Origin of the sequence: Pandoraea sp. PE-S2R-1, from assembly GCF_002179865.1 — a bacterium.
Lineage (GTDB): Bacteria > Pseudomonadota > Gammaproteobacteria > Burkholderiales > Burkholderiaceae > Pandoraea.
On sequence record NZ_NGUR01000019.1, the window covers coordinates 120,625 to 135,968 of the forward strand.

The following is a 15,344-nucleotide window of genomic DNA, read 5'->3' on the forward strand; positions in this document are numbered from 1 at the left end:
AGCGGTTAAGACCGGGCCGAATATCGACGTGCTGACGTGACTTGATGCGGGTCGGCCGCAACCGGCGTCAGTTGGCGATATCCGGGAAGAACTCGCGACGCATGCGCGCGACGTATTCCGTGAGATTCGGGTGATTGTCGATCTCGTCACGCAACAGATGCTTGAACTGCGGCGCCATCGCGCTCGCGATGAACGCAAATGCCGTGGCATCCGCGCCGCAAGGCGAATTTCCAAAGAAATACGGTTTGTCGCCGAGCAATTGGGCGGCCGCCTGAGCACCACGGGCCAGCAACTGCTGTTGCTCCGCGGGTGAGTAGCGCTGCGTGCCCTGACCTTGCAGCGTGGTGCGGATCTTGCGGCGGATGAACGATTCCGCCACCGGGCGCACCGGCCATGGAATCGACTTGAAGTACGACGCAGGACCCTTGGCGAAATTCTCGTCGTCGCACCAGCGCGCCTGCACCACATACCAATAGAAGTGATCCTCCAGCGCCTTCTCGAACATCCACGCCGCGCCACGCTGTTCGGGTGTCAGGCTGGCGTCGAAGTCGAACCCGTACTTTCGTTCGATGTGCAGGCGAATCAACGTCGAGTCCGGCACGATCTGCCCGTCGTCGTCGACAAACGGCAGCTTGCCTTTGGGGGCGCGCCGAAAGCCGCCGCGGTCCGTCTGATAAGGCAGCCCGGCCAGCTTGAGCAGCATCTGCGCTTTGATGACAAACGGGCTGGCATCGGGCAGTCCGAACGCCGGACCAAAGGTGTACAGGGTCAACATCTTGGCCAAACTCCTGCGCAAAAAGGGGATGAATACGGATGGCGCAGAGTATTACATGAGTGCGCGCCCCGGCGAACAATGTCGCGTCCACGTCACTCGCGCACTGTGATTTTATACAGTATCATGTCACCCAATCGAGGAACCTTCTCATGGAAACAATCGACTGGGATCAACTGGCGCTAAGCGCCGCCGAGCGGGATCTTGCGGGCGTCGTGCGCGAGATTGCCGCGCGTTATGCGCAGCATCACCGCACGCTCGCGGGTGAGCTGTCCGCGCGTGCCGAGGGCAATGACGCTGCCGCTGCCACCGCTGACACCGCGGCCACCACTGCCGCCAATGTCACCACTGCCGCCAATGTCACCACGACCGTCATGGCGCTCGACTGGCGCACGCTCGTGGCCATCGCCGACGAAGCCGAGGCGGACATCGGACTGCATGCGCGTCACGAGGCGTGGGTGCTTGCGCACGTGTTGCGCTTGCCGGGCGATGAAGCCCTGCGTCGCGCGGGCGAGTTGCCGGCACTCGACGCCAACGTCGACCTGCATTGGCCCGACGCGCCGACACCCGCCGTGTTCCGCGCCATCGTGGCCGCATTCGCTGGCGACGATAGCCCTGAAGACACCGCGAATTTTGCTGCGGCGAAAGGTATCAAGTCCACCCCACGTTCGTCATCGCCCCACGCCGGTGGCCCGGCATGCCCGGCCTGAATCCAGTCGATCTAGTCGATCCGGTCGACCCAGTCGATCCGGACGAGCTCGCCCGGTCGCTGTCTGCGCCGATGGTGTTCGTCGATCTTGAGACCACTGGCGGCAATGCGTTGTCCGACCGGATCACCGAAATCGGCGTGGTCGAGGTCGGACCGAACGGCATCGAGCAATGGAGTACGTTGCTCGACCCTGCCGAATCGATTCCCCCTTTCATTCAGCAACTGACCGGCATCACCAACGAGATGGTGCGGGGTCAGCCGTCGTTCGACACGCTGGCGCAAGGGCTCGCCGAACGGCTGCATGGCAAGTTGTTCGTCGCCCACAACGCGCGCTTCGATTACGGCTTTCTCAAGAATGAATTCCGTCGCGCCGGTATCCCGTTTCAGGCCGACGTTCTGTGTACCGTGCGGCTGTCGCGGCTGTTGTTTCCGGCCGCCGCGCGCCACGGGCTCGACGCGCTGATCGCACGCTTCGGCCTCGAACCGCTGGGTCGCCACCGCGCGCTCGCCGATGCCGATCTGCTCTGGCAGTTCTGGCAAAAGCTGCACACGCTCTATCAACCGGCGTTGATCGACCAAGCGGTACAGCGTGTGACCAAACGCGCCAGCCAGCCGCCACAGTTGCCGGACGAAGCCATCGACGCCCTGCCGGATACCCCCGGCGTCTATCTGTTCTATGGCGAAGGCGATACGTTGCTCTACGTCGGCAAGAGCGTCGACATTCGCGCGCGCGTGCGTTCTCACTTCTCAAGCGACCATCAGGTCGCCAAAGACTTGCGGATCTCGCAGGAAATTCGCCGCGTGGAAGCGCGGCGCACGGCGGGCGAACTCGGGGCGTTGCTGCTGGAATCGCAACTCGTCAAACAGTTGCAGCCGATTCATAACCGGATGCTGCGTCGCTCGGCCAGTCTCTATAGCTGGCAGATGGATGCGCAGAGCGACACGCCGCAACTCGTGAACGCCCGCACCGTGGACTTTGCCAGTGCGGGCACGCTCTACGGCACGTTCTCGTCGCGCAACCGGGCAGAAATGGCACTGCGGTCGCTCGCCGACGAGCATCGGCTTTGCTGTGCCCAGCTCGGGCTGGAGAAAAGCGAGGCGGGACGCCCCTGCTTCGGCTATCAGGTCAAACGCTGCGACGGCGTGTGTACCGGTGCAGCGCCCCTGGCCCCGCACACGGCGCGCCTGCGCGAAGCGCTCGCCACCCTGCAATTGCAGACGTGGCCCTACGATGGCCCGATCGCCATTGAAGAGCGCCGCGCGACTGCCGAAGGTGTCGTGGATGACGCCGACGGCCCCAACGTCGAATATCACGTGATCGACCGTTGGCAGTACCTTGGGAGCGTCAGTTCACAAGACGCCCTGAATGATCTGATCGACGGCATGCCGCCGGTGACCGGTTTCGATCCGGATATCTACCGCCTGCTCGGGCGACGTTTGGCCGCGTCGTCCCCGTTAGTGATCATTCACCTCACACGGCCGGCATTTCGCCTGAGTCCTGTCGAACCGCCTCAAGACGTTGCCCCCAAGCGAAAGGGTGTGGCGTTGTTGCGTCGCCGGTTGCCGCGTCCGGAAGACCCGGCACAGCGCCGCCTGCCCTTCGACGCGGAATAAATTCCCTCCCGGCGTATCGACACGGAACGCACCGGCCACCCACTGGCCGGGCGTCATCGCCTGCGCGCGCCCTGAAGACGCCGCCGTTCCTCCCCCGCACCGCTCCTCCCATTTATTTCCGCACCGCCGTCACCTAGGCAAAACCCGCCTTTGCACCGTACGGCATGAGCATATAAATATTAAGTATTTGCAAGACGCATGCTGATGGCCGAAGAATACGCAATCCGAATACAACAAGAATTGCCGTTTTTGCGGCCTCGGCGACGTCGATGACCGGACAACACGCACCGCACGCGGTGCCGTCGCGCCCCGCCCAACGCCGTCCCACCCCACCGAGCACGATGGAATTACGCCAACTCGAAGCCTTCGCGGCGGTCATGTCGACCGGTAGCATTACTGCTGCCGGACGCCTGCTCGGACGCTCGCAGCCCGCCATCACCCGGATGATTCAGGAGCTGGAAGCTGAAATCGGCTACGCCCTGTTCACCCGCAGCGGCCCGCGCGTCACGCCGACCGAACAAGGCTTTCTGCTCTTCGAAGACGTCGAGCACGTGCTCGCCGGGTTGCAGCAAATTCGTGCCCGCGCCGACGAGATCGCCCGGGGTCAGACCCGGCCGCTGCATATTGCGGCGACCTCGGCGCTTGCCGCCGGCCTCGTCCCCGCCGCCCTCGCGTTGCCCGGACTCGCGCGCGACAGCGCCCAGATCCAGATGCGCAGCACCTCGCCCGAGCAAGTCGTGCACGCCGTACTCACGGGTGCCGCCGACATCGGCGTGACCAGCCTGCCGCTCGAACATCGCGGCATCGTCGTGCACTGGATCGGCGAGTCGGCTTGCGTCGCCGCCGTGCGTTGCGACGACCCGCTTGCCGCCTACGACCGCCTGCCGCTGGCCGAATGCGTAGGCCGGCGCATCATCACGATGCAGAACCCCTACCGGCTGCGCCGCCGTCTCGATCAGGCGTTCAGCCAGGCGGGCGTCGCCCCGGTCGGATTGATTGAAACCAACGCGTCGATCAACGCGATGACTGCGGTGCGTGCCGGCCTCGGCATTGCCGTGCTCGAACCCGTGACCGCTTACGGTCTGCCGTTGGCCGACGTTGCCGTGCGTCCCATCGACGCCGACATCCCGTTCTTCTTCGGCGTCATCACACGCGACGCCCGCGCGCCATCACCGGCTGCGCTCGCCTTCGTCGATGCGCTGGCCGACGCCGCCCGCACGTTGCTGCCCGACTTCGTGCAGCGCGCCGCCACCGAACACGCCCAAGTCTTGCAGTCGCTCTACGGCGATCTGCCCGCCCCCAAGGAAGCCCTGTCGTCATGACCCAGTCCCCGACATCCGCCATCGGCCTGACCGCGCTCGAAACGCGCCTGCGTCAGGACCTCGCCTGGCTCGAACTGCCCGCCAAACGCTGGGTGCCTGCGCGCACGCACGACGGACAACCCGTGCTCGACGTCGCCATCATCGGCGGCGGCATGGCCGGTCTCGCGGCCGCCACCTCGCTCACGCATCTGGGTGTCGGCGCCGTGATCTTCGATCAGTCGCCCCGTGGCTTCGAAGGCCCGTGGGCCACGACCGCACGCATGGAAACGCTGCGCTCGCCCAAGCAACTGACCGGCCCGGCGCTCGGCCTGCCTGCGCTCACGTTCCGCGCATGGTTCGAAGCGCAGTTCGGCCTCGACGCGTGGGATGCCCTCGACAAGATTCCGCGTCTGCAATGGATGGACTACCTGCGCTGGTATCGCGACGTGCTCGCGATCGACGTGCGTAACGAACATCGCATCACCGCCATTACGCCGCTGAGTGGCGGGCAAGACGGTCTGGTTGCGCTGTCCGTGACGTCGCCCGAAGGCGACAGCACCGTCTATGCGCGCCACGTGGTACTCGCCACCGGCCGCGACGGTCTGGGCGGTGCGACCGTGCCCGCGTTTGCGCGTGACCTGCCGCGCCGCTTCTGGGCGCACTCGTCCGACGAGATGGACTACGCGACGCTGCGCGGCAAACGCGTGGGCGTGATCGGCGCCGGCGCGTCGGCCATGGACAGCGCCGCCACCGCCCTCGAAGCGGGTGCCGCCAGCGTTGATCTGCTCATCCGCCGCGACGATATTCCGCGCATCAACAAGGGCAAGGGGGCAGGCAACCCCGGGTTGACCCACGGCCATCTGAACCTGCCCGATGAATGGAAATGGCGCATTCGCCACTACGTCAACGTGCAACAAGTGCCGCCCCCGCGTGGCAGCACGCTGCGCGTGTCGCGTCATCCGAATGCCCGCTTCAATCTGGGTGCACCGATTCTCGACGTCACCCCGGTCGGCGACGAACTGCATGTGCGCACGGCCAAGGGCACGTTTGTGCTCGACTTCCTCGTCTTTGCGACGGGGTTCCGCATCGATATCACGAGCCGTCCGGAGTTTGCCCCGTTTGCGCAGTACGTGCGCAAGTGGAGCGACCGCTACGCGCCTGCGGCGGGTGACGAAGATGTCGAGCTCTCCGATTCGCCCGACCTCGGACCGACGTTTGAATTCCTCGAGACGACACCCGGTGCTTGCCCGGGCCTCGATCGCATTCACTGCTTCTGCGCGCCGGCTACGCTCACGCACGGTGCTGTCTCCGGCGATATCCCTGCGGTGAGCGAGGGTGCCAAGCGTCTCGCACAAGGGCTGGCAGGTTCGTTCTATCGCGAAGACGTCGAGCATCACTACGCCAATATGGAAACGTACGCCGAGCCTGAAGTTTATGGCGACGAATGGACGCCCGCCCCGCCGCCGCCCGCACTGAATGGTGACAACGGCCATGGTGACGACGGCGCCGCTCGCGAGGAGCGCATCGCATGAGTGCATGGATTCTCCGCCGCGTGCTGCAAGCGGTGTTCGTCGTCTGGCTGATGACGCTCATCGTGTTCGTCGGCCTGCATGCCATCGGCAACCCCGTCGATATCCTGATCGGTCAGGACGTCGATCAGGTCGACCGTGCGCGCATCATCGCGCAGCTTGGACTCGACCAGCCGTTGTGGCGTCAGTACCTGTCGTTTCTCGGCGGTGCGCTGCATGGCGAGCTGGGTAACAGCTTCGTCTATAACGTGCCCGCGATTCAGTTGATCCTGCAACGCCTGCCGGCCACGCTCGAGCTCGCCGTCTCCGCGCTGATTCTCGCGGTGTTCATCGGTATTCCGCTGGGTCTGTTCGCCGGGCTCTATCCGCGCAACCCGATCTCGAAGCTGCTCATGACGGGCAGCATCGTCGGCTTCTCGCTGCCCACGTTCTGGGTCGGCCTGATGCTGATCATGTTCTTCTCCGTGCATCTGGGTATATTGCCCGCGAGTGGACGTGGTGCCACGGTCAGCGTGTTCGGCGTGGAGTGGTCGTTCCTGACGATCGACGGCTTGCGTCACCTGATTCTGCCCGCCCTCAATCTGGCACTGTTCAAGATCTCGCTCGTCCTGCGCCTCACCCGTGCCGGCGTGGCCGAAGTGCTGCCGCAAGACTACGTGAAATTCGCACGCGCCAAGGGCCTCTCGCCGTTGCGTATCGTGGTCGTGCACGTGTTGCGCAACACGTTGATTCCGCTCGTGACGGTGCTCGGCATCGAATTTGGTTCGACGATTGCCTTCGCCGTAGTGACCGAGACCGTGTTCTCGTGGCCGGGCGCCGGCAAGCTTATTCTCGACAGCATCAACTCACTGGACCGCCCGGTGATCGTGGCGTATCTCATCGTTGTGGTGTGCCTGTTCGTGTCGCTCAATCTGATCGTGGACGTGCTCTATAAGTGGCTCGATCCGCGTGTGCGCGTGGAGGCCGCTGCCTGATGTCGCTCAATCTTTCTCCGAATGGCGCGCCGCCTGTTTCACCCGCCGTCGAGCCCGTACCGGTGCGTCGCGAGTCGCCCTGGCAGCAAGGCCTGCACGAATTCCTGCGCTCCAAGAGTGCCGTGTTCGGTCTGGTCATCTTTGTCGTGCTGGCCGTCGCCGCGCTCGCCGCACCGTGGATCACGCCGCAGAATCCGTATGACCTGATGCAGCTCGACGTCATGGACGCACGTCTGCCACCGGGTACCGCCAACGGTGCCGCGACGTTCACTTACTGGCTGGGCACGGATGGTCAGGGACGCGATCTGCTGTCGGGCATCATTTACGGCCTTCGCATCAGCTTGGGGGTCGGTGTCGGCTCGGCACTCATCGCCGGTATTCTCGGCACGATTCTCGGTCTGGTAGCCGCCTACTCGGGTGGCCGCGTCGATGCGCTCATCATGCGGCTCGTCGATCTGCTGCTGTCGTTCCCGTCGATTCTCGTGGCACTGATGATCCTTGCGTATGTGGGTAAAGGCATCGGCAACGTGGTGCTCACACTCGTGGTGCTGGAGTGGGCGTATTTCGCGCGCACGGCACGCGGTCAGGCGCTCGTCGAATCGCGCCGCGAGTATGTCGAAGCCGCCCGCTGCCAGGCGATTCCGAACTGGCGCATCGTGCTCGGCCATATTCTGCCGAACTGCCTCCCGCCGCTCATCGTCGTGGGCTCGCTGCAAGTCGCACGCGCCATCACGCTCGAAGCGACGTTGTCGTTTCTCGGTCTTGGCGTGCCGATCACCGAGCCGTCGCTCGGCCTGCTCATCGCCAACGGCTACCAGACCATGCTCTCCGGCGAATACTGGATCAGCGTTTATCCCGGCCTCGCCTTGCTCATCGCGGTCGTCGCCATCAATCTCGTAGGCGATCGCCTGCGCGATGTGTTCAATCCGAGGTTGCAGAAATGAGCGGTGCGACGCCTTCTACTCCTACTAGTGCCGCGACGCCACTCACGCTGGAAGTTCGCAACCTGCGTACGCAATTCTTTACGCGTGCGGGCACGTTGCCGGCCGTCGACGACGTCTCGTTTTCGCTGCCGCCCGGCCACATCATGGGCCTCGTGGGCGAGTCGGGATCGGGCAAGTCAGTCACCGGCTTTTCGATCATGGGCCTCGTCGATGAGCCGGGTCGCATCGTCGGCGGCGAAGTGCTGTTTCAGGGGCGCGATCTCACGCGTCTGACGCCGGCCGAGCTGCGCCACCTGCAAGGCAATCGCATCGCGATGATCTTTCAGGACCCGATGATGACGCTCAACCCCGTGCTGCGCATCGACGTGCAGATGATCGAGGCCGTGCGTGCGCATCAACGCGTGTCGAAGTCGCAAGCGCGCGAACTGGCGCGCAACACGCTCGGCATGATGGGTATTCCCAGCCCGGACGAGCGCCTGCGCGCGTATCCGCATCAGCTCTCGGGCGGCATGCGCCAGCGCGTGGCCATCGCCATCGCGATGTTGCACCGGCCCGATCTGATCATTGCCGACGAGCCGACCACTGCGCTCGACGTCACCATTCAGGCTCAGATTCTTTCGGAAGTGCAGAAGCTTGCGCGCCAGCACGGCACCGCGCTGATCTGGATCACGCACGATCTGTCGGTCGTCGCCGGTCTGGCCGATACGGTGGCCGTGATGTACGCGGGCCGCATCGTCGAGCAAGGGGCGGTCGACGCCGTACTCGACGCGCCGCAACACCCTTACACGGCCGGGCTGATCGGCAGCCTGCCCAGTCTGAACAAACGCGGTCAGCGTCTGCGCCAGATTCCCGGCATGGCGCCGAATCTGCTCACGATGCCGGCGGGTTGCGCATTCGCCGCGCGCTGCGCCTACGCCACGGCGGCCTGCACTGTACGCCCCGAGATGACGCAGACCGCGCCGGGCCGTCTGGTGCGTTGCTTCCACCCGGGCGCCGCGCTGCAAAAGGAGATGGTATGAGCACCGCACAACCCAACAGCCCGCAGGGTCATCACGGCGCTGGCGGCAACCGTGCGGCTACCGCCCCGAGTGCCACATTGCCTGCACCTATCGTCGCGCTGCGCGGCGTCAGCAAGCGCTTTGGCGAGCGTCACGTCGGCCCGGCCGGGCGTCTGCTCGAACGCGTCGGCCTGTCGCATCCGCCCGCCGTCGTGCGCGCGGTCGATAACGTCGATCTGGTCGTCAAGCCGGGCGAAGTCGTCGGTCTCGTCGGCGAGTCGGGGTGTGGCAAGTCCACCCTCGGGCGCATGCTCGCGGGGCTGCTCAAGCCGTCGTCGGGTGAAGTACAGATTCATGGCCGCCCCGCCGACTCGCTGAGCGACGACGAAAAGCGCGATGCCCGCCTGAAGATCCAGATGATCTTTCAGGACCCGTATTCGAGTCTGAATCCGCGCCTGCGCGTCGACCGCATTGTCGGTGAAGGCGCGTTGGTGCATGGCCTGACCGATCGCGCGGGTTTCGACGATTACGTGAGCGCGCAGTTGCAGCGCGCCGGGCTCGATCCGGCGCTGCGTCATCGTTATCCGCACCAGTTCAGCGGCGGTCAGCGTCAGCGCATCGGCATCGCACGTGCGTTGGCCGTGCAGCCCGATCTGCTCGTGTGCGACGAAGCCGTGGCGGCACTCGACGTGTCGATTCAGGCGCAGATTCTCAATCTGTTCATGGATCTGCGCGAGCAACTCAAGCTCACGTACGTGTTCATCAGCCATGACCTCGGTGTGGTCGAGCATTTGTCCGATCGCGTGGTGATCATGTATCTCGGCCGGGTGGTCGAGAGCGCACCGGTCGAAGAAGTCTTCCGCCGCCCGAATCATCCGTATACGCAGGCGCTGCTGGCCGAGATTCCGCGTATCGACGTACGTCACAAGACGTTCTCGGCGATTCGCGGCGAGATTCCGAGCCCGATTGCGCCGCCGGGCGGTTGTCACTTTCACCCGCGTTGTCCGCACGCCATGCCGCGTTGCCGCACGGAAGTGCCGACGCTGCGCGGCGTAGCGATCAACCACGTGAGTGCGTGCCATCTGAACGACGTTTGATATCGCCGAATCACTACATTAGCTGCCTTATTCGAATCATTCGACGACGTGACCGGCCCACGGTCAGTGTCACGTCAGACCTTCTTTCATTCATCAACGACCAGGATTGCCGATAATGAAACGCTTCTTGTTGTCCTCGTTAGCCGCTGCATTGCTCGTGACGAGCGCCGCGGCCTCCGCACAAAACGCCCAAAGCTCGACCCTGCGCATCGCGTTTGCCGATCCGCTTTCGTCGCTCGATCCGCAACTGAACAACCACGCGGGCGACCGCTCGGTCGATCTGCATTTCTGGGATCTGCTCGTCGAGAACAAGTGGAACAAGCTGCAACCGGGCCTCGCCGTGTCGTGGAAGGCGCTCGACGCCAAGACGTGGGAATTCAAGCTGCGCCCGAACGTGAAGTGGCAGGACGGCCAGCCGTTCACGGCCGCCGACGTCATCTATTCATACACGCGCGCACGTAACGTGCCGGGCAGCGTGGCGACGTTCGCGGGCTACCTGCGCACCATCGAGACGATGAGCGCGCCCGATCCGCTCACGCTCGTCGTGAAGACCAAGATTGCAAACCCGGACCTGCCGCTGAACCTCGCGTCGGTGCATATCGTGAGCAAGCACGTGGGCGAGAAGTCGAACACCGACGACTACAACGCCGGGCGCGCCGTGATCGGCACGGGGCCGTTCAAGTTCGTGTCGTACACGCCGGGCGACCGCGTGGAAATGGTGCGCAACGACAACTACTGGGGTGGCAAGTCCGAGTGGGAAAAAGTCGACTATCGCTACATCAATAACGGTGCAGCCCGTACCGCCGCGCTGCTCGCCGGCGACGTGGACGTGATCGACAAGGTGTCCGCTTCGGACATTCCGCGTCTGAAGAAGTCGCCCAACGTGACGGTGTTCCCGTATCCGGGTCTGCGCGTGATGCTACTGCAACCGACGTTCCGCGACGGTCCGAACGATTTCATTACCGGCAACAATGGCAAGCCGCTTGCCAAGAACCCGCTGCTCGACGTGCGTGTGCGCCGTGCGCTGTCGCTCGCCATCAATCGCGATGCCATCGTGTCGCGCATCATGCAGGGCACGGCCAGCGAAGCCAATCAGTGGATGCCGAAAGACACGTTCGGCTACAACCCGGACGTGAAGAACATTCCGTTCGACGCCGCGCAAGCGAAGAAGCTGCTGGCCGACGCGGGCTTCCCGCAGGGCTTCAAGCTCACGATGCACGTGCCGAACGACCGCTATCCGCAAGGCCCGGAAACGGCGCAGGCAGTGGCGCAGTTCTGGACGCGCATCGGCGTGAAGACGCAGGTGGAAGTGGTGCCTTGGGCCGTGTACTCGGGCCGTGCGAACAAGAACGACTACGCCATGACGATGCTCGCGTGGGGTAACGGCACGGGCGAAGCGAGCTACGCGCTCGTGAACGTGCTGGCGACCGTGGATGCCAAGAAGGGTCTGGGCGCTTCGAACTGGGGCCATTACAGCAACCCGGCCGTGGACAAGGCACTCGACGCATCGACCGCCGAGTTCGACGAAGGCAAGCGCGAAGCGATCCTGCGTCAATCGGTCAAGGTCGTGTCGGACGACGTTGGCGTGATTCCGCTGTATCACTATCAGAACATCTGGGCCGTGCGTAAGGGCCTGAAGGTCACGCCGTTCACGAGCGATCGTACGGTCGCGATGCAAGTGACCAAGGCCGCGAAGTAAGCGGACGCCACGGGATCTATTGCCTTATGACGTCATCGCTCATTCTCACGGCAACACCCGCGGATGCACTGATCGACGTGCCGCGCCACCTGGTGGTGCGCGGCGCGGCGCCCGGTGCGCGCGTCACGCTCACCGCGCATACCGCGCGGGCGGGCGGCGTGGTGTGGCATGCCGAAGCCACTTTCGAAGCCGACGCTGAAGGCTGTGTCGATGTGGCGCGCGATGCGCCCGTCGCCGGCAGCTATCAGGGCGTGTCCGCCATGGGACTCATCTGGTCGCAGGTGCCCGAAGACGGCAAGAGCCGTGACGTGTTCCCGCAACCGGTGTCGGCACCGCTGGTGACGACGGTTGTGGCGCAGGCGGATGGGGGGGACGCCACCTCGGTTTCCGTCTCGTTCGTCCAGCGTCTGGCCGCCGAAGGCGTCACCCGGCGCGAGGTGCGTGAAGACGGACTCGTCGGCACGCTGTACCTGCCGCCGGGCGACGGCCCGCATCCGGCCGTGATGATTCTGAACGGCTCGGGTGGCGGCATTAACGAACCGCGCGCGGCGCTCTATGCGTCGCACGGTTATGCCGCCTTCGCGTTGGGCTATTTCAAAACGCCGGGGTTGTCGGACTACATCTCCAATACGCCGCTGGAGTACTTCGCCAAGGGCATGGACTGGCTTCGCCGTACGGTGAAACCGGCCCATGATTTCGTGGCGCTGTCGGGTCAGTCACGTGGTGGTGAGCTCGTGCTGCTGCTCGGCGCGACGTTCCCCGAAGCGGTGTCGGCCGTCATCGGTTATGTGCCGAGCGCGTTGATTCACAGTGCGCAGAACGCGTGCGACCCGGCACTCGGCCGCGAAGGCCCGACGTGGCTGCTGGATGGCAAGCCGTTGCCGCATATCTGGGAAAACAACCGGACAGCGTCGTGGGCACCGTTTGATGAAGGACCGCCGCCGCATCGTCATTCCAAAGCGATGTTGACGGCGCTCGACGATGCGGAAGCCGTGGCGCGTGCCCGCATTCCGGTCGAGAAGATTCGTGGGCCGGTGATGCTGTTGTCCGCTGAGGACGATGGCTCTTGGCCGTCGAGCCTTTACTCGAAGATGGTGACCGAACGGCTGGCCGAGCATGGCCATCCGTATCCGGTCGAGCATCTCGACTTCGCACGTGCCGGACACGCCATCGTGTTTCCGTATGTGCCGACGACGCAGCTCGTCTATGCGCATCCGGTTTCGGGCAAGATCAGCACCGGCGGAGGTGAGCCGGATGCCAACGCACTCGCCGATCAGCGTTCGTGGAGTGCCGTGCAGGCGTTCCTCGCGAAAGCTGTGGCCGAGCGCGCCCAATCACAAGGACAATCATGACCGCCAACACTCAATACGACATCGCTGACGATCTCGTCGACCGCGTGGCCGGGCTCGAAGCCGGCTCAGCGGCGCACACGCTGCGACATGCGCGCGACAAAGTTGCCGTCGCCACGCAAGGCAGCTACGAAGGGCTGTTCGATCCCGCACTCGAAGGCATTTCGCTGGTCGAGCGCCTGCTCGTCGCGCTGTATGCCAGCAGACTCACGCCCTCACCTTCGCTCGCTGCGCACTATCGCGCTGAATTGGGCAAGCATGCCGTTGATGCCTCGCAACTGGCCGCCGTCGAGAATGGCAAGCCGGAAGACGTGACGGATGCCCGTCTGCGCGCGATGTTGATCTTCACGCGCACCTTGATCGAGAACCCGGTTGCGGGCGACAAGGCCGCATTGCAGCAACTGCCGGCAGCAGGTTTGACGACACCGGCGGTGGTGGCACTTGCCCAACTGATTGCGTTCCTGTCGTACCAGACGCGTCTGGTGGCGGGTCTGCAAGCCCTCAAACAACTGGCTCCGCGGGAGACAACAGCATGAGCGAGATCATCCGTTCGCACGGTTTTACCAACGAGTCACTCGACTGGGACGCGTGGCTCGACGTCGTGGCACTCGACAAGGCCACGCCGGAGCAGGTCGCAGTGCTGGAGGAGAGTCATCCGAAGGCCAAGACGTCGGATTACTACCTCTTTCTGGTGCATCAGCCGGAAGTGCTGCGCCAGCGCTCGGCGGCGTTCAACGCGATCATGTACGCGCCGGGCGGAATGCCGCGCGCTGAGCGCGAGTTGTCGACGACGGTGGTCTCGCGCATCAATGGTTGTGTGTATTGCGCGTCGGTGCATGCCCAGCGTTTCGAGCAACTGGCGAAGCGAAACGATGTGATCCGGGAGGTGTTCGACGAGCCGCGCACGGCGGGAACGACGGCGCGCGAGAAAGCGATTGCGCAGTTCTCGATCGAGCTAACCGAGACACCGGGTGATGTACGCCCGGCACAGTTGCAGGCGCTGCGTGAAGCGGGGCTGACGGATGCAGAAATCCTCGACCTGATCCACTCGATCGCCATCTTCGCGTGGGCGAATCGCCTGATGCTGAACCTCGGTGAGCCGGTGTTCCCTGAGGAAACGGCTGCGGTGTGAGGTGTAGAAGCTTCACTTACCCGTAGTGATGACGCGCTGTCCTCTCTGAGGCAGCGCGTTTTTGTTTCGCCGGAGCGCTTTCGTTCTTTACGTCCTTTCGTTCCAACGACGAGATTCCAGGAAGCGCCGGCGCCAGACATCCACGTGCCGGCTCAGACTATCCCGGCCCATATGAAATTCGCGGCGCAGTTTCTCGGGAAGCGAGCGTTGCGCTTTCTTTCTCCCGGTGATGGTGGTGTCGACAATTTCATCGCAGTGAGAGACGACTGCGGGCGACGTCGAGATCATGCGGATACCGTGCTCCCAGTTCCGATTCAACATGTCGTCAACGGGGTGCACCATGCGTTTGCCATAAGTGAGAAGCGTCAGCGCAGCATCCCTGCGAATCAGGTAAGCCTGCGTTCCGCCGGGCTGCTTGCGGTGGTCATGCAGAATCGCGCCATCTGGGAGCTGTCCCACGGGCCACCGGCCTGCGTCCCCCCCTTCATTGAGGCGAGCAATCCCCCAGGGCGTCGTCGCATCGAGTGTGTAGCTCAAGCGTGCGGCGAAACCGGGCGCAAGTTGGACGTCATCCTCGAGCACGCACCAGATGTCGTTATTCGAGTCGGCGAGCTCCTGCCACACACGATAGTGGCTGTCATAACAACCGACTTCACCCAGTGTCAGGTGGTTGCCATAAGTGCGAAGACGCGTTTGCACGTCATAGACAGCCGGATACTCACTCACGCGTTCGGCGTTGAAGAAGCGAAACGGCACGCCGGCGCGTTTGAGTTGTTCGGTAATGTGGGCGCGACGCGTAAGACTATCGGTCAGCGAGATGACGACAACGGGTGGGAGCTTTGTCCCGGGGTTCGAGAGTGGATTCATCGTGTGCCGGGCAGCACTGCGCGTGAACATACGCTTCAGCGATGCCCATATCGGTCAATAAAACAACCGTCACGATAGCCCCCGAATATGTCATCTCTCGTATCTTTCAAACGATTACTCGAACCGAGTAACGAGAATCCAGCTTTTCAGGGTAATGGATTAAAGCAACCCAATCTCCATCGCCCCGCTACGGTGAACCGTTAGTTCTGCACATGAAGAACAGCGGATTTTAAGCGCAAGTGATAAAAAACTTGGCGCGGAAATTGGCAGAAAATCTGATCTTGCTAATCAGAAGAAGCCGCGCATCAATCCGCAGCGGTACGATTCTGCGACGTTATGGAATTCCGGTCGCGCAAAGC

14 protein-coding genes are annotated in these 15,344 nt (G+C 63.6%); 12 read left to right on the top strand and 2 right to left on the bottom strand.

What is annotated here, in order from left to right; genetic code table 11:
• Positions 1 to 67: 67 nt before the first annotated feature.
• A complete protein-coding gene (locus tag CDV44_RS26725; RefSeq protein WP_087691632.1) occupies positions 68 to 775 on the bottom strand; it encodes a glutathione S-transferase C-terminal domain-containing protein in 708 nt (235 codons plus the stop codon).
• A gap of 149 nt (positions 776 to 924) precedes the next feature.
• On the opposite strand from CDV44_RS26725, the gene CDV44_RS26730 reads away from it, so the two are divergent.
• The 12 genes from CDV44_RS26730 to CDV44_RS26785 all read left to right on the top strand — a co-directional run bounded on the left by CDV44_RS26730 (position 925) and on the right by CDV44_RS26785 (position 14,118).
• Positions 925 to 1,482: a DUF2471 family protein gene (locus CDV44_RS26730; RefSeq protein ID WP_087691633.1), complete on the top strand. Its 558-nt coding sequence runs from the start codon at positions 925 to 927 to the stop codon at positions 1,480 to 1,482.
• Positions 1,470 to 3,095: an exonuclease domain-containing protein gene (locus CDV44_RS26735; protein WP_087691634.1), complete on the top strand. Its 1,626-nt coding sequence runs from the start codon at positions 1,470 to 1,472 to the stop codon at positions 3,093 to 3,095. Before CDV44_RS26730 ends, CDV44_RS26735 begins: the two co-directional genes overlap by 13 nt.
• A 341-nt stretch (positions 3,096 to 3,436) precedes the next feature.
• Complete coding sequence (locus tag CDV44_RS26740; RefSeq protein ID WP_087691658.1) at positions 3,437 to 4,417, top strand: LysR family transcriptional regulator; 981 nt, start codon at positions 3,437 to 3,439, stop codon at positions 4,415 to 4,417.
• Positions 4,414 to 5,928, top strand: a complete 1,515-nt coding sequence (locus CDV44_RS26745; RefSeq protein WP_087691635.1) for an NAD(P)/FAD-dependent oxidoreductase — start codon at positions 4,414 to 4,416, stop codon at positions 5,926 to 5,928. Before CDV44_RS26740 ends, CDV44_RS26745 begins: the two co-directional genes overlap by 4 nt.
• Positions 5,925 to 6,899, top strand: a complete 975-nt coding sequence (locus tag CDV44_RS26750; RefSeq protein ID WP_087691636.1) for an ABC transporter permease — start codon at positions 5,925 to 5,927, stop codon at positions 6,897 to 6,899. The genes CDV44_RS26745 and CDV44_RS26750 overlap by 4 nt, the downstream gene beginning before the upstream one ends.
• A complete protein-coding gene (locus CDV44_RS26755) occupies positions 6,899 to 7,843 on the top strand; it encodes an ABC transporter permease (RefSeq protein ID WP_087691637.1) in 945 nt (314 codons plus the stop codon). The genes CDV44_RS26750 and CDV44_RS26755 overlap by 1 nt, the downstream gene beginning before the upstream one ends.
• On the top strand, positions 7,840 to 8,862 hold the full coding sequence (locus CDV44_RS26760; RefSeq protein WP_087691638.1) for an ABC transporter ATP-binding protein: 1,023 nt from the start codon (positions 7,840 to 7,842) through the stop codon (positions 8,860 to 8,862). The genes CDV44_RS26755 and CDV44_RS26760 overlap by 4 nt, the downstream gene beginning before the upstream one ends.
• Positions 8,863 to 8,939: 77 nt before the next feature.
• Positions 8,940 to 9,938: an ABC transporter ATP-binding protein gene (locus tag CDV44_RS26765; RefSeq protein WP_058380112.1), complete on the top strand. Its 999-nt coding sequence runs from the start codon at positions 8,940 to 8,942 to the stop codon at positions 9,936 to 9,938.
• A gap of 115 nt (positions 9,939 to 10,053) precedes the next feature.
• Complete coding sequence (locus tag CDV44_RS26770; RefSeq protein WP_087691639.1) at positions 10,054 to 11,637, top strand: ABC transporter substrate-binding protein; 1,584 nt, start codon at positions 10,054 to 10,056, stop codon at positions 11,635 to 11,637.
• Between the two features lie 26 nt (positions 11,638 to 11,663).
• Positions 11,664 to 12,989, top strand: a complete 1,326-nt coding sequence (locus tag CDV44_RS26775; protein ID WP_087691640.1) for an acyl-CoA thioester hydrolase/BAAT C-terminal domain-containing protein — start codon at positions 11,664 to 11,666, stop codon at positions 12,987 to 12,989.
• On the top strand, positions 12,986 to 13,522 hold the full coding sequence (locus CDV44_RS26780; protein ID WP_087691641.1) for a CMD domain-containing protein: 537 nt from the start codon (positions 12,986 to 12,988) through the stop codon (positions 13,520 to 13,522). The genes CDV44_RS26775 and CDV44_RS26780 overlap by 4 nt, the downstream gene beginning before the upstream one ends.
• Positions 13,519 to 14,118: a peroxidase-related enzyme gene (locus CDV44_RS26785; RefSeq protein ID WP_087691642.1), complete on the top strand. Its 600-nt coding sequence runs from the start codon at positions 13,519 to 13,521 to the stop codon at positions 14,116 to 14,118. The genes CDV44_RS26780 and CDV44_RS26785 overlap by 4 nt, the downstream gene beginning before the upstream one ends.
• A gap of 87 nt (positions 14,119 to 14,205) precedes the next feature.
• Here CDV44_RS26785 and CDV44_RS26790 read toward each other — a convergent pair whose 3' ends face one another.
• On the bottom strand, positions 14,206 to 15,015 hold the full coding sequence (locus tag CDV44_RS26790; RefSeq protein WP_087691643.1) for a glycosyltransferase family 25 protein: 810 nt from the start codon (positions 15,013 to 15,015) through the stop codon (positions 14,206 to 14,208).
• Between the last annotated feature and the right edge of the window lie 329 nt (positions 15,016 to 15,344).